23 protein-coding genes are annotated in these 23,923 nt (G+C 69.7%); 16 read left to right on the top strand and 7 right to left on the bottom strand.

Annotation, left to right across the window (positions count from 1 at the left end; all coding sequences use genetic code 11):
• The first annotated feature begins 12 nt into the window (after nucleotides 1-12).
• Nucleotides 13-321: a DUF3039 domain-containing protein gene (locus ABIC21_RS09065; protein ID WP_502935983.1), complete on the top strand. Its 309-nt coding sequence runs from the start codon at nucleotides 13-15 to the stop codon at nucleotides 319-321.
• Between the two features lie 229 nt (nucleotides 322-550).
• The gene (locus ABIC21_RS09060; protein WP_354350070.1) at nucleotides 551-2,335 is read left to right on the top strand and encodes a DEAD/DEAH box helicase; all 1,785 of its coding nucleotides are present in this window, start codon (nucleotides 551-553) and stop codon (nucleotides 2,333-2,335) included.
• Nucleotides 2,336-2,501: 166 nt separating this feature from the next.
• On the opposite strand, the gene ABIC21_RS09055 is transcribed toward ABIC21_RS09060, so the two are convergent.
• From ABIC21_RS09055 to ABIC21_RS09045, 3 genes are all read right to left on the bottom strand, one after another.
• Nucleotides 2,502-2,852: a hypothetical protein gene (locus tag ABIC21_RS09055; protein WP_354350069.1), complete on the bottom strand. Its 351-nt coding sequence runs from the start codon at nucleotides 2,850-2,852 to the stop codon at nucleotides 2,502-2,504.
• Between the two features lie 85 nt (nucleotides 2,853-2,937).
• Nucleotides 2,938-3,636 carry an isochorismatase family protein gene (locus tag ABIC21_RS09050; RefSeq protein WP_354350068.1) on the bottom strand — a complete coding sequence of 233 codons (699 nt, stop codon included), beginning with the start codon at nucleotides 3,634-3,636 and terminating at the stop codon, nucleotides 2,938-2,940.
• On the bottom strand, nucleotides 3,636-4,964 hold the full coding sequence (locus ABIC21_RS09045) for a nicotinate phosphoribosyltransferase (protein WP_354350067.1): 1,329 nt from the start codon (nucleotides 4,962-4,964) through the stop codon (nucleotides 3,636-3,638). Before ABIC21_RS09045 ends, ABIC21_RS09050 begins: the two co-directional genes overlap by 1 nt.
• A 154-nt stretch (nucleotides 4,965-5,118) precedes the next feature.
• Here ABIC21_RS09045 and clpS point away from each other — a divergent pair, with 154 nt between their 5' ends.
• The 6 genes from clpS to rdgB all read left to right on the top strand — a co-directional run bounded on the left by clpS (nucleotide 5,119) and on the right by rdgB (nucleotide 9,563).
• Nucleotides 5,119-5,502, top strand: a complete 384-nt coding sequence (clpS, locus tag ABIC21_RS09040) for an ATP-dependent Clp protease adapter ClpS (protein ID WP_354350066.1) — start codon at nucleotides 5,119-5,121, stop codon at nucleotides 5,500-5,502.
• Nucleotides 5,495-6,061 carry a DUF2017 domain-containing protein gene (locus tag ABIC21_RS09035; protein WP_354350065.1) on the top strand — a complete coding sequence of 189 codons (567 nt, stop codon included), beginning with the start codon at nucleotides 5,495-5,497 and terminating at the stop codon, nucleotides 6,059-6,061. Before clpS ends, ABIC21_RS09035 begins: the two co-directional genes overlap by 8 nt.
• Nucleotides 6,062-6,182: 121 nt before the next feature.
• Nucleotides 6,183-7,223 carry a glutamate racemase gene (murI, locus tag ABIC21_RS09030; RefSeq protein WP_502935977.1) on the top strand — a complete coding sequence of 347 codons (1,041 nt, stop codon included), beginning with the start codon at nucleotides 6,183-6,185 and terminating at the stop codon, nucleotides 7,221-7,223.
• Entirely contained in the window at nucleotides 7,220-8,017 is a 798-nt protein-coding gene (locus tag ABIC21_RS09025; protein WP_354350063.1) for an MBL fold metallo-hydrolase, read from the top strand. Before murI ends, ABIC21_RS09025 begins: the two co-directional genes overlap by 4 nt.
• Before the next feature lie 101 nt (nucleotides 8,018-8,118).
• The gene (gene rph, locus ABIC21_RS09020; RefSeq protein WP_354350062.1) at nucleotides 8,119-8,877 is read left to right on the top strand and encodes a ribonuclease PH; all 759 of its coding nucleotides are present in this window, start codon (nucleotides 8,119-8,121) and stop codon (nucleotides 8,875-8,877) included.
• A complete protein-coding gene (gene rdgB / locus ABIC21_RS09015; RefSeq protein WP_354350061.1) occupies nucleotides 8,874-9,563 on the top strand; it encodes an RdgB/HAM1 family non-canonical purine NTP pyrophosphatase in 690 nt (229 codons plus the stop codon). Before rph ends, rdgB begins: the two co-directional genes overlap by 4 nt.
• Before the next feature lie 233 nt (nucleotides 9,564-9,796).
• Here rdgB and ABIC21_RS09010 read toward each other — a convergent pair whose 3' ends face one another.
• Nucleotides 9,797-10,564: a VTT domain-containing protein gene (locus ABIC21_RS09010; protein ID WP_354350060.1), complete on the bottom strand. Its 768-nt coding sequence runs from the start codon at nucleotides 10,562-10,564 to the stop codon at nucleotides 9,797-9,799.
• 136 nt (nucleotides 10,565-10,700) lie between these two features.
• On the opposite strand from ABIC21_RS09010, the gene ABIC21_RS09005 reads away from it, so the two are divergent.
• On the top strand, nucleotides 10,701-11,720 hold the full coding sequence (locus ABIC21_RS09005; RefSeq protein ID WP_354350059.1) for a 3'-5' exonuclease: 1,020 nt from the start codon (nucleotides 10,701-10,703) through the stop codon (nucleotides 11,718-11,720).
• Nucleotides 11,721-11,799: 79 nt separating this feature from the next.
• On the top strand, nucleotides 11,800-12,360 hold the full coding sequence (locus tag ABIC21_RS09000) for a DUF4395 domain-containing protein (protein ID WP_354350058.1): 561 nt from the start codon (nucleotides 11,800-11,802) through the stop codon (nucleotides 12,358-12,360).
• 54 nt (nucleotides 12,361-12,414) lie between these two features.
• On the opposite strand, the gene ABIC21_RS08995 is transcribed toward ABIC21_RS09000, so the two are convergent.
• Complete coding sequence (locus ABIC21_RS08995; RefSeq protein WP_354350057.1) at nucleotides 12,415-13,530, bottom strand: ADP-ribosylglycohydrolase family protein; 1,116 nt, start codon at nucleotides 13,528-13,530, stop codon at nucleotides 12,415-12,417.
• A gap of 132 nt (nucleotides 13,531-13,662) precedes the next feature.
• Between ABIC21_RS08995 and ABIC21_RS08990 the strand changes: the two genes are divergently transcribed.
• From ABIC21_RS08990 to ABIC21_RS08965, 6 genes are all read left to right on the top strand, one after another.
• Nucleotides 13,663-14,019, top strand: a complete 357-nt coding sequence (locus tag ABIC21_RS08990) for a YidH family protein (protein WP_354350056.1) — start codon at nucleotides 13,663-13,665, stop codon at nucleotides 14,017-14,019.
• Nucleotides 14,016-14,393, top strand: a complete 378-nt coding sequence (locus tag ABIC21_RS08985) for a DUF202 domain-containing protein (protein WP_354350055.1) — start codon at nucleotides 14,016-14,018, stop codon at nucleotides 14,391-14,393. Before ABIC21_RS08990 ends, ABIC21_RS08985 begins: the two co-directional genes overlap by 4 nt.
• Before the next feature lie 71 nt (nucleotides 14,394-14,464).
• The gene (locus tag ABIC21_RS08980; RefSeq protein ID WP_354350054.1) at nucleotides 14,465-15,433 is read left to right on the top strand and encodes an MIP/aquaporin family protein; all 969 of its coding nucleotides are present in this window, start codon (nucleotides 14,465-14,467) and stop codon (nucleotides 15,431-15,433) included.
• A 145-nt stretch (nucleotides 15,434-15,578) separates the two neighbouring features.
• Complete coding sequence (locus ABIC21_RS08975; protein WP_354350053.1) at nucleotides 15,579-16,757, top strand: metallophosphoesterase family protein; 1,179 nt, start codon at nucleotides 15,579-15,581, stop codon at nucleotides 16,755-16,757.
• The gene (locus ABIC21_RS08970) at nucleotides 16,754-19,858 is read left to right on the top strand and encodes an AAA family ATPase (RefSeq protein WP_354350052.1); all 3,105 of its coding nucleotides are present in this window, start codon (nucleotides 16,754-16,756) and stop codon (nucleotides 19,856-19,858) included. The genes ABIC21_RS08975 and ABIC21_RS08970 overlap by 4 nt, the downstream gene beginning before the upstream one ends.
• A gap of 131 nt (nucleotides 19,859-19,989) precedes the next feature.
• On the top strand, nucleotides 19,990-21,408 hold the full coding sequence (locus ABIC21_RS08965; protein ID WP_354350051.1) for an MFS transporter: 1,419 nt from the start codon (nucleotides 19,990-19,992) through the stop codon (nucleotides 21,406-21,408).
• A gap of 89 nt (nucleotides 21,409-21,497) precedes the next feature.
• On the opposite strand, the gene hpaE is transcribed toward ABIC21_RS08965, so the two are convergent.
• Entirely contained in the window at nucleotides 21,498-23,021 is a 1,524-nt protein-coding gene (gene hpaE, locus ABIC21_RS08960) for a 5-carboxymethyl-2-hydroxymuconate semialdehyde dehydrogenase (protein ID WP_354350050.1), read from the bottom strand.
• Nucleotides 23,022-23,137: 116 nt separating this feature from the next.
• A complete protein-coding gene (locus ABIC21_RS08955; protein WP_354350049.1) occupies nucleotides 23,138-23,854 on the bottom strand; it encodes an IclR family transcriptional regulator in 717 nt (238 codons plus the stop codon).
• Between the last annotated feature and the right edge of the window lie 69 nt (nucleotides 23,855-23,923).

Here is a 23,923-nt window from a genome sequence, read left to right as displayed (position 1 = left end):
CTCATGAACAGCATGACCGATCCTCTCGAAAACGACCCGATGCGCGAGCTCTCCGGAGCCGGGACGTCGACGGCCACGATCGAGCGCGAGGAACTGCGCCAGGAAGTGGAACCCGGTGACCGGGAACGCTTCTCGCACTATGTCCGCAAGGAAAAGATCATGGAATCCGCGCTGTCCGGCGAGCCCGTCATCGCCCTGTGCGGCAAGGTCTGGACTCCGGGCCGCGATCCCAAAAAGTTCCCCGTCTGCCCGGAATGCAAAGAGGTCTATGAGGGCCTCCGGCCGGGCAACGACGGCGGCAAGGGTTCCGGCGACAAGTAGCGCTGCCGTATAAGCGGCGTCGCCAGGGCTTCGTGCGTCACCGCGCCCCCGGTGCCTTGGCCCTCAGGCATGCCGCGGTGCGCCGGGGACCCCTGTTCTCCCGGTGAATGATGCCCGGCCCATGCTGGCCGGTGATTGCTTACGGTTCATCCGAAAAGATTGGTGTTTTTTTGTGCTTACTTGGGTTTCTCCGGCAGCGGCAGCAGTGCGCGGAATGGAGGGGACCTAAGTGACAGAGACACTTTTTGGCGGACCTGTGCTTCCTCCCGCGTATCCCGAGCGGGCTGCCTGGGGCACCGCGCCGAAGCTCCGTGCCTGGCAGCAGGAGGCCCTGGACAGCTACTTCACCACCCATCCCAGGGACTTCCTTGCGGTCGCTACGCCCGGCGCCGGCAAAACCACCTTTGCGCTCCGGGTGGCCTCCATGCTGATCGAGGCCAATGTCGTCAACCGCGTCACCATCGTGGCGCCCACGGACCACCTCAAACGGCAGTGGGCCGACGCCGCCGCCAAGGTGGGCATTGCCATCGATCCGAACTTCAAGAACGCCGACGGCCAGCACGGCCGCGGCTTCATCGGCGTCGCGGTCACCTACGCCCAGGTGGCGAGCAAGCCGATGCTGCACCGGGCCAAGACCGAGGCCGCCCGCACCCTGGTCATCCTCGACGAGATCCACCACGGCGGCGAGGCCCTGTCGTGGGGCGACGGGCTCCGCGAAGCCTTCGAGCCCGCAGCACGCCGGCTCTCGCTGACCGGTACGCCGTTCCGTTCCGACACTTCGCCGATCCCGTTCGTGGAATACGTCCAGGACCGGGACGGGATCCGGCGGTCCAAGGCGGACTACACCTACGGCTACGGCAAGGCGCTGCGGGACCACGTGGTCCGTCCCGTCATGTTCATGGCCTACTCCGGGCAGATGCGCTGGCGCACCAGCGCCGGCGAGGAGATGGCAGCCTCACTCGGCGAGTCGGCGGTCACCAAGGACGTCACCTCCCAGGCCTGGCGGACCGCGCTGAATCCCGCCGGCGAATGGATCCCGGCGGTCCTGGCCGGGGCGGACAAGCGCCTCAGCGAGGTGCGCCGGACGGTTCCCGACGCCGGCGGGCTGGTCATCGCGACCGACCATGAGGACGCGCGCGCCTACGCCGGGCAGCTGAAGCGGATCACGGGCGAGTCGCCCACGGTGATCCTCTCCGACGACACCAAGGCCTCCAGCAAGATCGAGGAGTTCACCGCCAGCGAGAAACGCTGGATGGTGGCCGTGCGCATGGTCTCCGAAGGCGTGGACGTGCCGCGGCTCTCGGTCGGCGTGTACGCGACTTCCACCGCCACGCCGCTGTTCTTCGCCCAGGCCGTGGGGCGCTTCGTGCGAGCCCGGAAACGCGGCGAGACGGCATCGGTCTTCCTGCCCTCCGTGCCGCAGCTGATGGCGCTGGCGAACTCCATGGAGGCCGAGCGGGACCACGCCCTGGACCGCCCGGAGAAGGAGGACGGCGACGGCCTCTTCAACCCGGAAGACTCGCTCATGGACGAGGCGAACCGCGAGGAGAAGGCCTCCGACTCGCTGACCAAGGGCAAGTTTGAGGCCCTGGATTCGCAGGCCTCCTTCGACCGCGTGCTGTTCGACGGCGGCGAGTTCGGCACCGGCGGCGAGGTGGGCTCGGAGGACGAAATGGATTTCCTCGGGATTCCCGGCCTGCTCGACGCCGAACAGGTCGGCACGCTGCTGCGCCAGCGCCAGCACGAGCAGCTCAACCGCAAGAACGCGCGCGCCCCGCAGGGTGCGGCCCCGGCTGCAGTGCCGGCCGTGCCGGACCACCGCATGCTGATGGACCTGCGCACCGAACTGGCGAAGAACGTCGCGGCCTGGTCGGCGCGTACGGGCACGCCGCACGGTGTCATCCACACCAAGCTCAGGACGGTCTGCGGCGGCCCGGCGGTGGCCCAGGCGAACGAGGAGCAGCTGCAGACCCGTTTGCGTAAACTTCAGGACTGGTTCATCGGCCGGAAGTAACCGCCGGGACAGACAAGGGACCGGGGCCGGACTGTTCAGTCCTGCCCCGGTCCCTTGTCTGTGCGGCTTGTCTGTGCGGCTTGTCGGCGACGTGTCGCGGCTTGCCGCCGGTGTCTTTCCGCCGGCGGGTTTCCGCCGGTGTCTTTCCGCCGGCGGCGGCGGGCCGCTACTGGCCGCCTGCGCCGCAGAGCTCGCTGAGGGTCTGGCCGGCAGCCGTGTAGCTGCCCTGCATCTCCTGGAGCTTGGCGGAGTCCGGCGTTTCCTTGGCCGACTCGTCGAGGAATTCGATGATGGAGAGCAGCGGAGCCTGGAGTTCCGCCGACGCGGCGGCCTCGATGGGCCGGAGCCGGTTGGCGAGGCGGATCATGCCCGACTTGTCCTCGTTGGAGGTCGGACCCGCGCCGACGGTCTGGACCCGGGCGCAGGTTTCGGCAGTGGTGTCTTGCGGGGCGGCCGAGCAGCCGGCAGCGCCGAGCAGGGCCCCGGCAACGATCAGGACGGTCAGGGTCTTCTTCATGGTGTACTCCGGGGTTCTTACGGGTCAGACGATATTGGCAAGGATTTCGAGTCTACTTCGGCGGCACCGCTTTCCCGTCAGCGGGTCAGACGATGTCGACCCCGCCAAGTTCCATCTCCGCGACGGCATCGTCAAGGTCCTCGGCCACACCCACGGTCAGATCCCGCAGCACGGTCACGGAATAGCCGGCCTGCACCCCGTCCAGCGCGGTCGCCTTGACGCAGTGGTCGGTGGCGATCCCGACGACCACAACCTCCTCGACGTCGTGGCTCTGCAGCCAGTCGTCGAGCCCGATCGCATCCTCGCCCGCGGCGAAATCACTGCCCGCGGCGAAATCACTGCCGGCGGCCTCGGCGTCGGCGGCCCCGGCCGCGCTGCCGGTGGCACCTCCGGCGACCGGCATGGCGCCGGGCTTCCGGTCCCCGGAGGGAACGGCGTCGTCCGGGGCGAGCAGCCCTTCAAAGCCCGAGTACGCCGCGGTGTACTGTCCCTTGCGGAAGAAGGCTTGGATGTATTCGGTGTCGAGGTCCGGGTGGAGCTCGGCCCCGCGGGTTCCGGCCACACAGTGCTTGGGCCAGCTGTCGACGAAGTCCGGGTCATCGGAGAAATGCGCGCCCGGGTCGATATGCCAGTCCTGGGTCGCCACGACGTGGTCAAACTGTCCGTGGTGGGCGTCAACGTACTCGCTGATGGCACCGGCGAGATCCGCGCCGCCCTCGACGGGCAGGGAGCCGCCTTCGCAGAAATCGTTCTGGACGTCGACGATGATCAGGGCGCGGGACATCAGTTCTCCTCGTAGATGGTGGGGATGGCCGCTTCGCCGCGCTGCAGCCGGTTGACGACAGCGGGAAGCTCCTTCATGGTGTCCGCGTGGCGCTGGCGTGCGCGGAGCACACCCTCCGCCCCGGTCCAGCCCGGCAGGAGTTCGCCGTTCTTGACGAAGTGCTGCAGCAGGGGCCGGTCATTGCCGTCGTCGTCCGGGCGGTGTCCGACGCCGATGATCTCCTGGGTGGCCGTGCCGCGCTCGTTGAGCTTGCGCAGCGCGTACTTGCGCCCGCCTTTGCTGGTCTTGTTCTTGGCGGCCTTGGCAACGGAGACGAAGTCGCCGTCGTCGTCCGTCCGGCTGACCAGCTTGTAGACCATGCTGGCCGTCGGAGCACCGGACCCGGTGACAAGGGACGTGCCGACGCCGTAGGAGTCCACCGGGGCGGACTGCAGGGCGGCGATGGCGAACTCGTCGAGGTCGGAGGTGACGATGATGCGGGTCCGCTCGTTGCCCAGCTCGTCCAGGAGCTGGCGCACCCACTGCGCCTGCGCCACCAGGTCGCCGGAGTCCAGCCGCACCGCACCAAGCTTGTCGCCGGCCAGTTCGACGGCGGCGCGCACCGCTGTCTCGACGTTGTAGGTGTCCACCAGCAGCGCGGTGCCGGCGCCCATCGAGGCGATCTGCGCCTCGAAGGCCTCGCGCTCGGTGTCGTGCAGCAGGGTGAAGGAATGCGCGGCCGTGCCCACGGTCTTGAGCCCGTAGCGCAGGCCGGCCTCCAGGTTCGAGGTGCTGTCGAAGCCGGCGATGATGGCGGCGCGGGCAGCGGATACGGCGGATTCCTCCTGCGTGCGGCGCGACCCCATCTCCACGCAGGGGCGGCTGCCGGCCGCGGTGATCATGCGCGAGGCCGCCGAGGCGATGGCGCTGTCGTGGTTGAGGATCGAAAGGATGTAGGTCTCGAGGATGCAGGCTTCGGCGAAGGTGGATTCGACGATGAGGATGGGGGAGTTCGGGAAGTACGCTTCGCCCTCGGCGTAGCCCCAGATGTCGCCGGAGAAGGAGAACCCGGCCAGATAGTCCAGGGTCTCCTCGTTGACCACCTTGGTGCGGCGGAGGAAATCGATTTCGGTGTCGCCGAAGCGGAAGTCCGCGATACCCTCCAGCAGCCGGCCGGTGCCGCCCACAATGCCGTAGCGGCGCCCGTCCGGCAGGCGCCGGGCGAAGGCCTCGAACACTGACTTGCGGTGGGCGGCGCCGGAATGCAGCGCGGCCTGCAGCATGGTCAGCTCGTAATGATCGGTGTACAGGGACGTGCGGGGACGGTCCCAGCCAGCTGATGAACTCACAAATTCACTCTAGTCCCCACCGGCTCCCACGTCTCGCTTCGCTTCGCCGCGGGGCCCTCGCCGGCGTGGGCCCACCCACCGGCTCCCACGTCTCGCTTCGCTTCGCCGCGGGGCCCTCGCCGGCGTGGGCCCAGCATCCCCATAGAATGGACAGATGACCCTCAGCGTTGCGCTCGGCCCTGACACCCAGGAGAGCACCCAGACCGGAACAGTGACGTCGACAGATGTCCTGTCCGCCCCGGACATCCCCTGGAACCTCGTGATCTGGAACGATCCGGTGAACCTGATGAGCTATGTCAGCTACGTGTTCCGCAGCTACTTCGGCTATTCCGAGGCCAAAGCGAACAAGCTCATGCTCGAAGTCCACAAGAAGGGCCGCTCCATCGTGGCGCACGGCAGCAAGGAGCAGGTGGAGCAGCACGCGGTCGCGATGCACGGCTACGGCCTCTGGGCCACGGTGGAAAAGGCCACCGGCAGCGGCTCCGGCGGCGCCGGATCAGGCGGAGGATCAGGCAAGGGCAAGGGAAAACGTGGCTAAGGCATTCAAATACGGCATCAAGGGCATCACCGGCTACCTGGAACCGGCCGAACGGGAACTGCTGCGCAGCCTCTTCGACGACGTCGTGTCCATGCTGGAGCCCGAGGAACGCGCCAACCAGGACCCCCTCGCCGCGCTCGTCGGACTCGACGCCGAGGCCCGCGAACCCTCGGACCGGGCCCTGCGCCGGCTGCTCCCGAACGTCTCGAAGAACGACGACGCCGCCTCGCTGGAGTTCCGCCGGTACACCGAGCGGTCGCTGCGCGAAAGCAAGATCGGCGCCCTGAAGGCCGCGTCCCTCGGACTGGACAAGGATGAGCTGGTCCTGACCCCCGCCGACGCGCGGCACTGGTCCACGGCGCTCAACGACGTCCGACTGGTGCTGGCCGAACGCCTGGACATCCGGGACGACGAGGACGCCGGGCACGTGCACCTGATGCAGGACTGGTCCCAGGCCGAGGATGTCGAAAGCTACCTGGCCCTGGTCTACAACTTCACCACCTGGCTGCAGGAATCCCTGGTCCAGGCGATGCTGCAGTCGCTGGACACGCGCGGCTGAGTAGCGGACCCGAGGTGCCGGCGGGCAGCGCGGGTGCCGGGCGCGTGTGACACATTCGACATGAGTCGGACGACACAATGAGATGGCCGCACCCTCGGCTAAGCCCTATCCTCGAATAATCATGACTTCAGCATCGAGCATGGATCCGGCAGCGGGAGCTGTTGCGGACTCCCCAGCGAGCAACAGCGCCAGCACCCAGTCCGCCAGCCAGGCCGCCAGCCAGATGGGGTCGCGTCCCATCGGTGTGTTTGATTCCGGCGTCGGCGGACTCACCGTGGCCCGGTCCATCATCGACCAGCTGCCCAACGAATCGATCCTCTACGTCGGCGACACCGCCAATGGCCCCTACGGCCCGCTCCCCATCGCCGAGGTCCGGGCCAATGCCCTGGGCGTGATGGATGAGCTGGTGGACTCCGGCGTGAAACTGCTGACCATCGCGTGCAACTCGGCGTCCGCCGCCGTGCTGCGCGACGCCCGGGAACGCTACACCGCCCGCTACGGGATCCCCGTCATCGAAGTGATCCAGCCGGCCGTGCGCCGCGCCGTCGCCGCCACACGCAGCGGCCGCGTCGGGGTGATCGGCACCTCTGCCACCGTCGGCTCCCGCGCCTACGAGGACACCTTCGCCGCCGCCCCGGACCTGCACATCACGTCCGCGGCGTGCCCCGCGTTCGTGCCCTACGTCGAGGCCGGCATCACCACTGGGCCGGAGCTGCTCGCCGTCGCCCGCGAATACCTGGAGCCGCTCCGGGCCGCCGGGGTGGACACCGTGGTGCTGGGCTGCACGCACTATCCGCTGCTCACCGGCGTCATCTCCTACGTGATGGGGGAGGACGTCACGCTCGTCTCCAGCGCCGAGGAGACCGCCAAGGACGTCTACCGCGCCCTGGCCTCCCGCGGGCTGGAACGGACCGACGCCGCGGCCCCGTCGCACAATTTCATCGCCACGGGGGACGCAGCACAGTTCGAGCACCTCGCCCGGCGCTTCCTCGGACCCGAGGTGCTCAGCGTCCGCCACGTGGACCATGTCGCGGCCCAGTACCCCACGGGCAGCCTGGCCCGGATCACGCCGGAAATGATCGCCGCCGCGCAGGCCGGTGCGGGCCGCCCCCGGATCTCCAACTTCGTGGGCGGATCCGCGGGCGGGGGAACCCTGCTGTGAAGCTGACCATCGTGGGCTGTACGGGATCCTTTCCGGGGCCGGGATCGCCGGCGTCGTGCTATCTGCTGACCGCCAGCGACGGCGAGCGGAACTGGAAGATCGTCCTGGACCTCGGCAGCGGGGCGCTCGGCGCCATCCAGCGGTATACGGACCTGGAGGACATTGACGGGATATTCCTCACGCACCTGCACCCGGACCACTGCATGGACCTGTGCGGGCTGCACGTCGCGGTGCGCTGGAAGCCGGGCGGCTGGGGACGGGGCAGGATCCCGGTCTGGGGGCCCGCCGCCACCGCCGACCGGATGGCCACCGCCTACGGCCTGGACCTGGACCCCGGCATGCACGAGGAATTCGACTTCAGCAACTGGTCCGAGCGCAAGCCCGTCACCATGGGCCCGTTCACGGTCACCCCGTACGCCGTCAACCACCCGGTGGAGGAGGCCTACGCGCTCCGCGTGGCGGTCACCGAGCCGGACAAGGACGGCAACCCCGTCACCCGGGTGCTGAGCTACTCAGGCGACACCGACTCCTGCAGCGGGCTGGAGGACGCGGCCCGCGACGCCGACCTGTTCCTCTGCGAGGCGGCGTTTGAGGAAGGCCGCGACGACGGCATCAAGGACGTGCACCTCACCGGCAAACGGGCCGGCGAGGCCGCCGTCGCCGCCGGTGCCCGGCGGCTGCTGCTGACCCACATCCCGGTCTGGACGTCCCCGACGACCGTCATGGCCGAAGCCAAGGACGTCTTCGGCCAGCATGTGGCCGTGGCCGTGGCAGGCGTGCACTACACGATCTGAGCCTGCCCCTCTCTGGTCCGGCCAGGTACGGAAAGCTCCGGAAACTGCCCGGACGGGTGGGCGTGCCCTTCCGGCCCGCCCAGGGTCGATAAGCTGGGGGCATGACTTCCGAAGCCCTGACTGCCCCCATCATCCGCGCCGATGGCCGTACCCCCGATCAGCTCCGTCCGATCAGCATCACCCGCGGCTGGTCCAAGCAGGCCGAGGGATCGGCCCTGATCGAGTTCGGCAACACCCGGGTGCTGTGCACCGCCTCCCTCACAGAGGGCGTCCCGCGCTGGCTCAAGGGCGAGGGCCGCGGCTGGGTCACCGCCGAATACGCCATGCTGCCGCGCGCCACCAACACCCGCTCCGACCGCGAGTCCGTCAAGGGCAAAATCGGCGGCCGCACCCACGAGATCTCCCGGCTGATCGGCCGCTCGCTGCGTTCCATCATCGACACAAAGGCCCTCGGCGAAATCACCATCGTGCTGGACTGCGATGTCCTGCAGGCCGACGGCGGAACCCGCACCGCCGCCATCACAGGCGCCTACGTGGCGCTGGCCGAGGCCATCCGCTTCGCCCGCGAGAACAAGATGATCGCCCGCAATGCCCAGCCCCTGGTCGACACGATCGCCGCCGTCTCCGTCGGCATCATCGACGGCGTCCCGATGCTGGACCTGCCGTACGTCGAGGACGTCCGGGCCGAGACCGACATGAACGTCGTCGTCACCGGGTCCGGCAAGTTCGTCGAGGTCCAGGGCACCGCCGAAGGCGCCCCCTTCGACCGTGACGAGCTCAACAAACTGCTCGACCTCGCGCTGATGGGCACCGAGCAGCTCGCCGCCATCCAGCGCGAAACCCTGGCGGAAGCGCCGTGACAGCAGGCGCTGCCCGGCACACCGTCGGACAACACGGAATTGCGCCGGTGCTGGTCCTCGCCACGCACAACCAGGGCAAGCTGCGGGAACTTCGTGAGCTGCTGCGCGGGCAGGTGCCCGGCCTCGACGTCGACACCCAGGTGGTGGATGCCGGTGCGGTCGGCGCCCCTGACGTCGCCGAGACCGGCGTGACATTCGCCGAGAATTCACTGCTTAAGGCCCGCGCTGTGGCGCAGGCGACCGGGCTCGTGGCGATCGCCGACGACTCCGGCCTCGCCGTCGACGTGCTCGGCGGGGCGCCCGGCATCTTCTCGGCCCGCTGGGCCGGCCGCCACGGGGACGATGCCGCCAACCTGCAGCTGCTGCTGGACCAGCTGGCCGACGTTCCCGACGGGCACCGCGGCGCCGCGTTTGTCTGCGCCGCGGCGCTGGCCGTCCCCGCTTCCTACGCAGGTTCTGCCCCGGGCGAGGGCCGGGAAGTCGTGGAGTACGGGCAGCTCGAGGGGACGCTGCTGCGCGAACCGCGCGGGGCCGGCGGCTTCGGCTACGACCCGGTGCTGCAGCCCAGCGGGATGGACCGCAGCTGCGCCGAACTGAGCCCGGCGGAGAAGAACGCCATCAGCCACCGCGGGCACGCGTTCCGGGCGCTGCTCCCGGCCATCGTGGAGGCCCTGTCCGGAAGGTAGCCGCTGCCGCCGTCCGGGGCGCCTTTGGCACGATTCCGGCCCTTTCGCCCGGCGTCCGCGGCGTGTCCGCGTCAAAGTGCCCCCGGACCGCAGCCGCCGGGGCCACAGCCGAAGACAACGCGCAGCTAGACATAGACGCAGCTAAACAACGGAAGGCGCCCCACATTGTGGGGCGCCTTCCGTTTGAGCTGGCTGTCCGGACTGCGTGTCCGGACTGCTTGTCCGGAACGGGGTTACGGGGTCTTGCGTTCCTCTTCGGGCTCGTGCTCCTCGATGAACTCCTCCACGACGTCCGTGCCGTACTGCGCGGCCTGGCGCTTGGCGATGAAACCGCGGGCGACTTCGATGCCGATCGGGATCACGGAGAGCAGGACGATCACGATGAAGATGATGTCCAGGTTTTCGCGGACCCAAGGGAAGGTGTCGCCCAGCAGGTAGCCCAGCAGCGTCACACCGCCGCCCCACAGCACCGCGCCGACGACGTTGAACAGGAAGAATTTGCGCTTGTCCATCTGCGCGACGCCCACGATCACCGGGACAAAGGTCCGGATGATCGGCACGAAGCGGGCCAGGATCAGGGCCTTGCCGCCGTGCTTCTCGAAGAAGGCGTGGGCGCTCTCCACGTTTTCGCGCTTGAAGAGCCGGGAATTCGGTTTGTTGAAGATGGCCGGGCCGGCCTTGGAGCCGATCAGGTAGCCGACCTGGTTCCCGATGATGGCTGCGACGATGATCAGCGCAATGAAGGCCCAGATGTTGACCTTAATGGTCCCCGTGGCCACGAGAAGCCCGGCCGTGAACAGCATCGAGTCGCCCGGCAGGAAGAAACCGATCAGCAGCCCCGTCTCAGCGAAGATGATGCCGCAGACCAGCAGCACCACCCAGGGGGCGAGGGCGGGGTCGGCCAGGAAGACCTGGGGGTTCAGCCAGTCGGGCAGGAACGAGGCCAGCTGCGGCTGTACCGGGCCTACGCCGCCGATCGTGGACACGGCAAAGTCGCTCAAAGCTAAATGGTTCACCTGTCAAGGGTACTGGACAGCCGCCGTCGGGCGCTTCCTGGGGATGGGCACAGGCCATGTCGTGGGCGCGGCACGGCGGTCGCCGTGCGGGGCGGCGGCAATCCGGCAGTAAAGTTGGAGCGTGGGTTTGGACTTTACGGCGATCGACTTTGAGACCGCGAACGGCTTCCGCGGTTCACCGTGCGCTGTTGGCCTGAGCAAGGTGCGCGGAGGTGTTGTGGTCGACGAGGCCTCGTGGCTGATGCGGCCGCCGGAAAACCACGACCGCTTCGACCACCACAACGTACGGATCCACGGCATCAGGCCTGAACAGGTGGCCGGGCTGCCGCGCTTCGGAGAGCTCTTCCCGGAGATCGGTGCCTTCATCGGCGGCGACGTGCTGGCTGCCCACAATGCCGCCTTCGACCTCGGCGTGATCCGCTCCGGCCTTGAGGTCTCCGGACTGCCCGGCCCGGCCTATGACTACGTCTGCACGGTGATGCTGGCCCGCCGGTGCTACTCCCTGGTGTCGAACTCGCTGCCCTACGCGGCCGAGGAGGCCGGTGTTCCGCTGGTCAACCACCACGACGCCGCCGAGGACGCGCGGGCGTGCGCCGGGATCCTGATTGATATCGCCGCGCGCAACGGCGCCGGCAGCATCGCGGAGCTCTACCTGTCCCTGGGCCTGACGGTGTCCCGCCAGGCGGCGTTCGACCCGCTGCGGGACCCGCTCTCCAAGGCCAGCCTGTCAGCCCTGGAAGCACTCGCCGGGGGAGCGGCCACGGCGGCTCCGGTCCGGGCCTACCAGCCCGGCTGGCCGGAAGAGGGCGCCAATCCGCTGCCGAACGCCTTCGCCGAGGCAGGCCACCCGTTGTTCGGCCAGACCGTGGTGTTCACCGGCGAACTCGCCATCACCCGTCCCGAGGCGAAGATCCGTTCCGCCGAGCTCGGCGCCCGGCCGGAGAGCCGGGTCACGGCCCGCACCACTGTCCTGGTGGTGGGCGACGGGTTCGTCGCCGCCGATCTGCGCTCCGGCCGCCTGACCGGCAAGGCCCGGCGGGTGCTGGAGCTGCACGGGCGGGGCCAGCGGATCGAGGTCCTGTCCGAGGGCGAATTCCTGCAGATGGTCGGCGGCCACGTCGCCCCGGCGGCACTTGCCTGACCCTGCCGGTCGGGGCATTCGCGGTCATACTGCGCAACAAATATTCCGCCCGGGGCGGGCCTGCTCCTAGCCTTGGACGATGAGCAAACCGACCCCGGCCCCTCCCGCGCCTGCGGCACCCGCAAGTGCATTTTCACCTGCACGCAGGAGCGGAATCGACTGGCGGACGGTCTTCGCCTTTCCGAACCCGGTCAACGAGTACGCGGCCCGTGTCACCGCCGCCCTCGTGGTGCTGCTGTCCGTGGTGACGCTGCTGACCGGCCTCGGCTGGGGCCTGGCCGTGATCGCCGCGGGATTCTGGCTGCGCGTCCTGTTCGGCCCGCGGATCTCACCGCTCGCCCAGCTGTCCGTCAAGGTGCTGACGCCGCGGCTGGGAAAGACCCGGCTGGTCCCGGGGCCGCCGAAGCGCTTCGCCCAGGGCATCGGCGCCGCCGTGTCCACCGCCGCGACCGTCCTGCTGGCCGCGGGGCTGGCGCCGGCCGCCTGGATCCTGCTCGCGGTCCTGATTGTCGCCGCGTCGCTGGAAGCGTTCGCGGGTTTCTGCCTCGGCTGCGCCATCTTCGGCTTCCTGCAGCGCCGCGGCCTGATCCCCGAGGACATCTGCGAGGCCTGCAACAACATCTCGCTCCGCCGCGCCTGAGTACCGGGTTGCCCGTCCGGCGCACCAGCGGGCGCCGGAACAGCGGGCGCCGGATCAGGCGCCGGTGACCGCGGCCAGCTGCGACGCCATGCCCCGGATGACCTCCGGCGCCTCCAGCGCTTCGAGCCACTGCGCCGGAAGGCACTCCACACCGTAGAACGTGCCCAGGATGTTGCCGGCAATCGACGCGGTGGAGTCGCTGTCGCCGCTGTGGTTCACCGCGACGGCGATAGCCGCACGGAAGTGGGTCTCCGGGTGCCCGGCAGACGCCGTCGGATCCGGCTGCGTGGCCAGGACCGCATAGAGCGCGACGGCGAGTGCCTCCTCCGCCACCCACCCTTCGCCGAGCTCGCGGACCAGGTCCTCGGGCTCCAGCAGCACGCCGGCGGCGCCAAGCCGGAGGGCGGCCTCCAGCCGGGCGACAACATCGGGGTCGGGTTCCTCGCCTTTGCGCAGGTGGCCGGCGTCCAGTTGTCCGAGGGCGTAGTCCGCTGCCTCGCGCAGGCCGTGCCCGGCGGTCAGGGCATGGATGACGAGGCTGAAGATCCCAGCGCTCTGCCGGGCGGCGGGGTGCCCGTGGGTGAGAGAGGCGGCGTCGGCGCTGAGCTTGTAGATGGCGTCCGCTGCGATGTAGGGGATGAGGCCAAACGGGGCGGAGCGCATCACCGTGCCGCATCCCTTGGAGTCCGGGTTGACCGGCCGGAAGAACGTTCCCATCTCTCCGGTGGCCAGTCCGCTCAGGCAGGCGTTCCCCGGGGCGCGGCGATGCTTGAGGACGCCGTGGGAATCGATCCAGCGCGGCGGCTGGAACGGAGCCGCCTCCGGGACCGGAACATCCTGGGTGGCGAGCCAGCGCAGGTACGCGAGCCACAGGCACGCGTTCGTGTCCGCGGCCACGCCCGAGTTGGCCCACTCCAGCGCCTCCAGTAGCCCGTCCACGGTGTACAGCGTGAGCTGGGTGTCGTCCGAAAAGTGGCTGCCGCCGTCGAGCGCTGAAAAGTCCTGCAGCCCGTCCGGGCCGAATTTGCCGCGGATGGTGGAGATGTCGTCGAATTCCACGGCGTACCCCAGTGAATCACCCAGCGCGCCGCCCAGCAGGCACCCGTGGATCCGGGATTCGTGCGACGGGCTGGGGGATGGTCCGGGGGTAGTGACGGGCTCGGTGCTCATGACTTAGAATTTTACCCCCGGCCCCATGCAGTCGCCGGCCAGCAGCGAACGGCACCGCAAAAGTCAACACCGCAAAAGTCAACACCGCAAAAGTCAACACCGCAAAAGTCAACACCGGGACAGCAGGGACGAATGCGCGAACCAGCGTGGCGGAAGACCGGAGCCAGGCCTGACTACCGCTTCTCCCTCGCCAACGAAACGACGTTCCTGGCCTGGATCAGGACATCCCTCGCCCTGATCGTGGGAGCCCTTGGTATTGACCAGCTGTTCCCGGACATCGCCCCCGCCCCGCTGCGGGTCGCCATGTGCGTTGCCCTGGCAATCATCGGCGCGGTCCTCGCCATCGTGGCCTACCGCCGCTGGGGGCAGATGGAAGAGGCCATGCGCAACGACCGCGAGCTGCCGTTTTCCGGCGTGATGTTCGTGATGACGATCGGGGTGGCGGCCGCGGCGTTTATCCTGGCCGTGCTGCTCCTGGCGGCGCGGTGAGCACCGGGTCCGTCCGGGACCCCGGGCTGCAGCCGGAGCGGACTTCGTTGTCCTGGAGCCGGACGCTGCTGGCGCTCTTCGCGGCCGACCTGCTCATTTGGCGCAGCTGGGCGATTGCAGCTTCGCAGCCCGCCGCCGCCGCGCCGGACCCTGACTACGTCAGATGGACGGGGGCCGGGACCACCGACTATCTCGGGGTCTGTGCCCTGGCGGCCATGGTCGCCACAGCGGTGTTGTGCCTGTGCGTCCTGGCCCGGGCACGGCAACTCCGGCACTCCTCCTACGCCCCGCCGGCCTCCCTTATGCGCTGGGCCGCCGCCGGGGTCACCGTGCTGGGCGCCAGCGCCGTCGCCGCCATTGCGCTGGGACGCTGAGCCCGGGTCCAGCGAACGTCCAGACTCCGCTGGCAGACTGCTGGCTGACCCCAAGCAAAGGAATTCCTGACATGATCACGCCTGCGCCAGCCCCCGCGTCCCCGGACCGGCCGGCGGCCACCCCCGATCCGGCGCATGCCGGGCTGCTGGCCCGGCTGTCCGCCGAGGCGGTCGGAACGTTCTTCGTGGTGGTCGCCGGCCTGGGCGTTCCGCTGTTCACTATTCCGCAGTCGAACCCGCTCTCCGCCTCCCTGGCCGCGGGGCTGGCGCTCACCGCGGCGATGCTGGCGTTCGGGTACCTCTCCGGCGGGCACTTCAATCCCGCGGTAACGGCGGGACACGCCATTGCGGGCCGCCTTCGGCCCGCGGACGCCGCGGCGTACGTGGGCGCGCAACTGGTGGGCGCACTGCTCGCGGGGGTGACGCTTTTCGCGATCCTGCGCACCGTCCCCAACATCGCCGACACCAGGACCGCCTTTGATACGGTGACCGCCGGTTTCGGCGAGAATTCGATCATCCAGGTCCCGCTGGCCGGGGTGCTGCTCATCGAGGTGCTCGGCGCCGCCCTGCTGGTGGCCGTCTTCCTGGGCACCACCGCGGCCCGGAACCCGTCACGGCTCGCGGCACCGTTCGCCGTCGGCCTGACCATGGCGGTGTTGCTGCAGCTCGGCCAGGCGCCCGGCAACACGCCCTTCAACCCGGCGCGCGCCACCGCATCGGCGCTCTTCAGCAGCCCCGACGCGCTCGGGCAGCTGTGGCTCTTCTGGGTTGCCCCGCTGGCGGGCGCGGCCCTTGCCGGACTGGTGTTCCGCGGCGTCGCGCTGTTGACACCGGCCGCGGCTGCAGCTGACTCGCAGGCCGACGCAGCTGACGCAGTGGATGAGGACACGGACGGCAGTCTGCCGGGGGAGTCCGGGGCCGGCGCGGGGGCGCCCGCGGACAAGACACGCACGGCGGCACCCTCACGCGGCACGGCACCCGCCGGCCCCACGGCTGGCGAGGACGAGGCGCGCGACTTCTTCGACAGGCGCGGCGAATAGTCCGCAGCCCGCGCCGGCCCCCCAAACTGCAACGTGGGGTCACTTCCCGCCCATCCCACGCAGCGGGACCGGCCGGAAGTGACCCCGCGTTGCTGTCCCGGAGCGGTGGCGCAATCCTGTCGGTGCCAGCCGATACCGTAGGAGCATGCGGTTATTGCACACTTCGGACTGGCATCTGGGCCGGTCGTTCCACGGCGTCGGGATGCTTGATGCCCAGCGCACCTTCGTCGACCAGCTCGTCAGCTTCGTCCGGGACGAGGCGGTCGACGTCGTCCTGGTCGCCGGCGACGTCTACGACCGCGCCCTGCCCGGAGTCGACGTCGTCCGCCTGCTCGACGATGCCCTTGCGGGTCTGACCGGCGCCGGCGCCCAGGTGGTACTGACCAGCGGCAACCACGACTCGGCCATCCGGCTCGGCTTCGCCTCCCGGCTGCTGGAGCGCGGGGGAGTGCACCTGCGCACCCGGCTCGCCGAGCTGGACCAGCCCGTGCTGTTCCCGCTCGACCCTGCTGATCCGGACGCCGGACCGGTGCTCGCCGTCTACGGCATTCCCTGGCTGGAACCGCGGCTCGTGGCCCAACAGCTCGGCGTCGACACCGCCAGCCACTTTGAGGTGACCCGGGCCGCCACCGACCGGATCCGCGCCGACCTTGCGGCCCGGGCCGGAACACGGACCGTCCATTCCGTGGTGCTCGCCCACACCTTTGCCAGCGGCGGCATCAGCTCCGACAGCGAACGGGACCTCAGCATCGGCGGCGTCGGCGCCGTCCCGCTGGACCTCTTCGACGGCTTCGGCTACACGGCGCTGGGCCACCTGCACGGCCGGCAGGAACTCTCGCCCGCCGTCCGCTACTCCGGTTCCCCGCTCGCGTACTCCTTCTCCGAAGCACAGCACAAGAAGGGAAGCTGGCTCGTGGACGTTGACGCGGCCGGCGTCGGCCGGGTCCGCGAGGTGCTGTGGGAGGCGCCCCGGACCCTGGCCGTGCTGCGCGGCAAGCTGGAGGAACTGCTCCTGGCCGAAGAGCACGGCTGGGCTGAATCCGCGTACTGCCAGATCACCCTGACCGACGCCCAGCGCCCGGCGCAGGCGATGGAACGGCTGCGCTCGCGGTTCCCCGACACCCTGGTGCTGGGGTTCGACCCGGAAGGTGCCGGCGCCGCCGCCAAAACCAGCTACAGCAGCAGGCTCGCCGAGGCCGAGGACGACCTGTCCGTCTGCTGCGGCTTCCTGGAGCACGTCCGAGGCCGGGCCGCCGACGACGGTGAGGCGGCGGTCCTTGCAGAAGCCCTGGAATCCGTGCGCCTGGAAGGAATTTCGCTGTGAGGATCCACCGTCTCGAGATTTCCGCCTTCGGACCCTTCGCCGGCACCGAACACATCGATTTTGACCGGCTGAGCGCCCACGGGCTGTTCCTCCTGAACGGTCCCACAGGGGCAGGCAAGACCAGCGTCCTGGACGCCATCTGCTTCGCGCTCTACGGATCCGTGCCCGGCGCGCGGCAGGACGGCAAGCGGCTGCGCAGCGACCACGCCGACGCCGCGGCCGAGCCCCGCGTCACGTGCGAGTTCTCCGCCCGCGGGCGGCACTTCGAAGTATCCCGTTCCCCTGCCTGGGACAAACCCAGCGCCCGGGGCCGCAACGGGTTCACCGTGCAGCAGGCCAACACACTGCTCCGCGAACGCGTCGACGGCGAATGGATCGAAAAGTCCGGCCGCAACGACGAGGCCGGCGCCGAGATCGCCGATGTCCTTGGCATGAACCGGGACCAGTTCACCCGCGTAGTGATGTTGCCGCAGGGCGACTTCGCCGCCTTCCTGCGCTCCAAGGCCGCCGACCGCCTTGAGCTGCTGCAGAGCCTCTTTGGCACCCAGCGTTTTGAGGCAGTGGAGCAGGAACTCGGCCGCAAGGCCCAGGCCGCCCGCGCCGAGGTGGCCGGCCTCAATAATCAGCTCGAGCTCCTGCTCGTCCAGGCGGAAGCCGAAACGGCCACGCTGGAGCTCGACACCGCAGCTGCCCCGGACCGGGCCGACCCGGACTCCTTCTTCTCCTGGCTCCGGGTGCAGGCTGGCACAGTAGCGGAGCAGCGCCGGGCCGCCGCGCTGGAGGCCGAGGGACTGCGGGCCGGCTGCCTGTCCGCCCGGGACGCCGCGACAGCGCGTGCTTCCCGCCAGGCCAAGCTGGCCGCGGCCGAACGCCGGCGCTCCGAGGCGGAGGCCGCGGCCCCCGCAGTCGCTGCCAGGAGCGGACAGCTCGGCCTGCACCGCCAGGCCGAAGTCCTCAGCGGCCAACTGCATGCGGTGGACAGTGCAGGCACGGCCGAGGGCCTGGCCAAGGCTGCCATGGCCGTTGCCGCGGAAGAACTGCGCACGGCCGCCCTCACCGACCCCGAACTCGCCGCGCTGCGGAACGGGACCGGGGGCGGCGTCCCGGACCCGGAGCCCGGGAACTCCCTCAGCAGCGCCGTCGGCGCTGACAGCTCCACCTACGACGGCGAGGCCCTGCGCTCCGCGCTGCGGGGACTGCGTTCACTGCGTGCGGTGCTGGACGAGCGGCTGCCCGATGAAGACCGGCTTACCGGACTGCGGAGCCGCACCGCCCAGCTGCGCCTTAGCCTGGCGCAGCTGGAAGACGGGCGGACCTCGGGGGCTGCTGCCCTGGCCGCCCTGCGCCAGGAGTCCGATGCGCTGACCGCCGGGTTGCGTCCGCTCGAGGAACTCGCCGCCGAAGTGCAGCTGCGGACGAAAGAGGCATCCGCCGCGGAGGAACTGCTGGTCCTGGTCCGGCGCTACGCCGCGGCCGGAAAGGACTGCGGAGCCGTCGCCGAACGCCACGGCCGCGCCCGGCAGGAGTACCAGGACCGCCGCCAGCTATGGCTCGATCTCCGCGAGGAACGGCTGGCCAACGCTGCCGCGGAACTCGCGTCCCAGTTGCAGCCCGGCGTCCCGTGTGCTGTGTGCGGCAGCCCTGAACACCCTGCACCTGCCCCGGCTGCGGCGTCCGCCCTGACCGTGGCCGAAGCCGAGGAAACCGCGCAGCACGCCTGCGAGGTGGCGGAGGCCGCGCTGGCGGCGCTCGACCGTGAACTGGCCGAGGCCCAGCAGGCCGTCGCCGTGCTGGCGGCCCAGGGCGGCAACACCGAGCCCGAGGACGCCGCCCTCGAGGCGGCCCTGGCGAAGGAACGTGCTGCCGAAGCGCGCGGCGCGGCGGCGGAGCTTGCGGCCAGCCGCGTGCGGCACGCCGAGCTGGAAGAGGAGATCGCCGGCGCCGAACGGGGCCAGGCGGCCGCGGCGGCCGGCATCGCCCAGACCGAATCCACCCTCACGGAAGTTAGGGACCAGGCTGACTCGCTCGAACTGGCCCTCGGGAAACTCCGGGCGGGCCACCCGGTCCTGGCCAGGCGCATCGCAGCGCTGGACGGCACCGCCGCCGTGCTGGAACGCGCCGAGGCGGCGCGCACCCGGCTTGAACAGGCCACGGCCCGTTCCGCGGAAGCCCGGCTGCAGCTTGATCTGGCGCTGCCGGGCACAGGCTTCGAGTCCGCGGACGCGGCCCGGGCTGTCCTGCTCCCGGCCGCGGACGCCGCCGCGCTGGAAGCTGCCGTCCGTGCCGGACAGGACGAGGCGGCCCGGATCGAGGAACTCTTCGCCAGCGAGGAACTTGTGCTCGCGGCCCGCGAGCTGGAAACGGAGGGGCCCCTGGCAGAGGGGCTCGTGGACCAGCTCCGGGTAGACGCCGCGGCGGCGGAACGCTCAGCCCGGGACGCGGACCTCGCGGCCGGCCTGGCGGAAAAATTCGTGGGGACCCTGGGTGCCATCGCTTCCAGCTACGCGCAGCTTGCGGAGTCCGGACGGGAACCGCGCGAACGGGCGCAGCTGCTGAGCGCCGTCGCCGACGTGGCCCGCGGCGCGGGAGACAACAACTACCGCATGAGCCTGAACAGCTATGTGCTTGCCGCGAGGCTCGAACAGGTGGCAGTGGCAGCCTCGGAACGGCTGATCGGGATGAGCGACGGCCGTTACACCCTGCAGCACACGGACGCCAAGGCGGCCCGGGGCGCCAAATCCGGCCTCGGCCTGGAGGTGGTGGACCAGTGGACCGGACAGCGGCGCGACACCGCAACGCTGTCCGGTGGCGAGTCCTTCATGGCCTCGCTCGCGCTGGCCCTCGGGCTGGCGGATGTGGTGCAGCAGGAATCGGGCGGTGTGGACATCGAGACGCTGTTCGTGGACGAGGGCTTCGGCAGCCTCGACGAACAGGCCCTCGAGCAGGTGATGGACGCCCTGGAGGGGCTCCGGGACGGCGGCCGTGTCGTCGGCCTGGTGAGCCATGTGGGGGAAATGAAGCAGCGCATCAGCACCCAGCTCCAGGTGGTCAAGGGACGCAACGGTTCCACCCTGCACATTTCCGACGACGCCCCGGTCTGATCCGCGCGCAGGCCCGGCCGCCACAGCGGCCGGGCCTGCGCCTTCGGGCAAATGCGGCTATAATTGCTGAGTTACCGGGTCGCGCGCATCGGGAGGAGGGACGATGCGCACCATTGAACGAACCCGGAATCATGACACTTTCAACGCCCTCTCCGGCGCCCGTTTGCGTGGCGCCCCATGTTCCTGAGAACGCAGCTGCCCTTACCGGAACTGCCATCGCGCCGAAAACGGCCAATGCACCCGGATCCTCGACTGCGACGGAACCGCCCACTGGCGGGCGGTTCTCCCGTTTGCCGCTGCTTGCCGGCAGAAGCTTCATCCCGATCGGGCTCTTCGCCCGCCTCCCGCTCGCAATGCTCACGGTCGGAGCCCTCACCCTCGCCACCGCCGTCACCGGATCTTACGCAGTCGGCGGGGTGGTGGCGGGTGCCGTTGGCATCGGATCCGCACTCGGCGCCCCCGTCTTCGGCGCACTGGCGGACCGGCTGGGCCAACGCCCGGTGCTGCTGTTTGCCGCAATTTTCAACTCCGTGGCCGTCATCGTGCTGATCCTGGCCGCCTACCTGATCCCGGGCGGACAGGACCTGGCCGCCGCCGTTCCCGTCCTGGCCGCCGCCTTTGTCGCCGGTGCAAGCTGCCCGCAGGTCGGATCCCTGGCCCGAGTCCGCTGGATGGCGCTGACCTCCCGCGGCGGACGCGACGCGAACCCTGCGGACCTGGACGCCGCCCTGTCCTACGAAAGCACCGCCGACGAACTGACCTTCGTCCTGGGCCCGGCGCTGGTGGGAATCCTGGCCAGCCTGATCGCACCGTGGCTCCCGCTGGCCCTCGCCGCGGCCCTGACCATCACGCTCGTTCCGGCCTTCGCCGTGCACGCCACTCATCACGCGGTGATCCGAACGCCGGTGCGGACAGCGGCCGGTGTGGCGCAAAAGAAGCAGCTCCGGGCTTCCCTGACGGCCGGGCAGCGCGCGGGTGCCTTCGCCGCCGTCGCCCTTCCCGTCCTGGCCATGGTGTGCATGGGCACGTTCTTCGGCTCCACCCAGACCTCGCTGAGTTCCTTCTCCGCCAGCTTCGCCACCTCCGAACTGGCCGGGCTGCTCTACGCCGTGATGGGGCTGAGCTCCGCCGCGGCGGCCCTGTCGGTGGCGTACTGGCCCCAGCGGTTCACGGCCAATGCCCGCTGGCTGGCCTGCGCGGCGCTGATGGCCGGACTGGCGCTGCTGCTGGTGCTGCCCTCAACGGCACTTCCCATGATCCTGGTGCTCCTGGTCCTGGGCCTCCCGGTGGGACCGCTGATGGTCACCGTCTTCGCGATCGGCGGACTCGTCGCCCCGGCCGGGAAGCTCGGCACGGTCATGACCGCGCTGGCCAGCGGCATCGTGGCCGGCACCGCGATCGGCTCGTCCGTCGCGGGGCAGCTGGCACAGCACCAGGGCTACTCCACGGCGTTCCTGGTGCCGGTGTGCGCCGCCACGGCCCTGTTCCTGCTGGGAGCGGCAGCCGCCGTCGTCCTCCGGCGGCGGACCAAGACGGCCGCGGCCGGCTGACCGCGATGACCCTGCGGAAGCCCTATCACTTCTGGTTGCTCTGAGCGCCTGAGAAGCACCAGAAGTGATAGGGCATCGGTGGCTGGGTGCTACTGCACCGCCGAGGCGCCGAACTTGGGGGTGTGGCCGAATCTAGGAGTATGGACGGTGCCCAGGGTGATGTGGACGGCCTGCTGGTCGGTGTAGAAATCGATGGAGCGGTAGCCGCCCTCGTGGCCCAGTCCGGAGGACTTGACCCCGCCGAACGGGGTGCGGAGGTCGCGGACGTTGTGGCTGTTGAGCCACACCATGCCGGCCTCGAGGTTCTGTGAGAAGTTGTGCGCCCGGGTCAGGTCGTTGGTCCAGACGTAGCCCGCCAGCCCGTAACGGGTGTTGTTCGCCAGGGCCAGTGCCTCGGCGTCGTCCGCGAACGGCGTGATCGCGACGACGGGGCCGAAGATCTCCTCCTGGAAGATCCGCGCGTCCGGGGCGACGTCGGCGAACACGGTGGGCGCGATGTAGTTGCCGGTCGGAAGCCCCTCGGGCCGCCCGCCGCCCGCCAGCAGCCGGCCCTCGGACTTGCCGATCTCCACGTACCGGGCCACCTTGGCGTAGTGCTCCGGGTGGACCAGGGCGCCGACCTCCGTTTTCGGGTCGTGCGGGTCGCCGACGACGATGTTCTTCGCGCGGGCTGCGTACCTGTCGCAGAATTCCTCATAGATGTCCTGGTGGACCAGGATCCGGGAGCCGGCGGTGCAGCGCTCGCCGTTGAGGGAAAAGACGCCGAACAGGGTGGAGTCGATTGCGGCGTCGAGGTCGGCGTCGGCGAAGATGATGGCCGGGCTTTTGCCGCCCAGTTCCATGGACAGTCCCTTGAGGTTCTCGGCAGCGTTGCGGAAGATGGTCTTGCCGGTGGTGGTCTCGCCGGTGAAGGAGATCAGCGGGACGTCAGGGTGCTTCACGAGCGCGTCGCCGGCTTCCTCGCCGAGGCCGTTGACCAGGTTGAACACACCGTCGGGCAGGCCGGCGTCCTTGAAGATCTGCGCCCAGAGCGACGCGGAGAGCGGAGTAAATTCGGCCGGTTTGAGGACCACGGTGTTGCCGGTGGCCAGGGCAGGGGCGAGCTTCCAGGACTCGAGCATGAACGGGGTGTTCCAGGGCGTGATGAGGCCGGCGACGCCGATCGGCTTGCGGTTCACGTAGTTGATCTGCGCGCCGGGGACCTTCATGGCGTCGTCGAACTGGGCGACGATCAGGTCCGCGAAGAACCGGAAGTTCTCCGCGGCACGGAGTGCCTGGCCCTTGGCCTGGGTGATCGGCAGGCCGGTGTCGAAGGTTTCCAGCTGCGCCAGCCGGGTCTCCTGGGCTTCGACGGCGTCCGCGATCCGGTTCAGGATCCGGGCGCGTTCCCGCGGCTTCATCTTCGGCCACGGTCCGCTGGTGAAAGCCTTCCGGGCAGCGGCGACGGCGAGGTCGATATCCTCCTTCTGGCCCGCGGCGGCGGTGGCGTAGTTCGTGTTGGAGACCGGGTCCAGGACGTCGAAGGTCCTGCCGCTGACCGAATCAACGAACTCGCCGTTGATGTAGTGGCGGATGCGCGTCGGTAGGTCGTCTGGGATGTAGTGCTCAGCCATCACATCTCCTCATTGAGTATGAAATCGTATACGATACAAACTGCCTGAGACGTGGCTGCTTGTCAAGCGCTCCCGAAAGGAGGCTCGGCGGCCGGCGGGGAGAGAGCCCAGGCGTGTCAGCCCAGCTGGCTCTCGATGCGTCCGGCGCTCGCGGCCAGTGCTGCGGCGACCTCCTCGGGATCCTGGGCGGCGCGGATGTATACGACGGCAAGAGCCGCCGGCCGCCCGCCCGGAACCCTGATCGGCACGGCCAGCGAGGAGACACCGGAGATGACCTCGTCATGGCTGGCGGCATATCCGCGCCGGCGTGCCTCGGCCGCTTCGGCCCTGTAGGGGATGCCGGGTGCGGCGGCGGCCCATTCTGCTTCGGACAACGCCGACTGGATCGCGATGCCTGGCGCGCCCGCGCTGATTGGATGCCGCGAACCTGGATGCTGGACCACGGCGGCGCCGGTGTGGCGCGGATCCACGGAGACAAGCGTGACGCATTCCGCGTGGTCCCAGACGGCAACGAAGGCACTCATCGTCAGCGCATTGGCGAGTTGGGTGAGCTCCGGCAACGCCGCCGTCTGCAGGTTCCGGGAAACTCCCCTGGCCAGGACGGCAAGGCCGGGGCCCGGCTGGACCCGGCCACCGTCGTCGCGCACCAGCAGCGAGTGGTCTTCAAGGGTGCGGAGAATGCGGTAGGCCACGGAGCGGTGCACGCCCATGGCATCGGCCAGTTCGGCGATAGTGAGCGGTTGCTGGGCGTCGGCCAGGATTTCAAGGGCGCGGATGCCGCGCGACAACGTCTGGGACGGGGAAGCCTGGGCGCTGCCGGCGGTCGGGGTCATTTGTCCATCCTAGGTGCGGGGCGGCGGGGAGCCCGGATGCGCCGTAAGGCCCTTGTGCCCCGCCTCGCA

Origin of the sequence: Pseudarthrobacter sp. PvP090 (genome assembly GCF_040547365.1) — a bacterium.
Lineage (GTDB): Bacteria > Actinomycetota > Actinomycetes > Actinomycetales > Micrococcaceae > Arthrobacter.
This window is presented reverse-complemented; position numbering and strand designations above follow the sequence as displayed.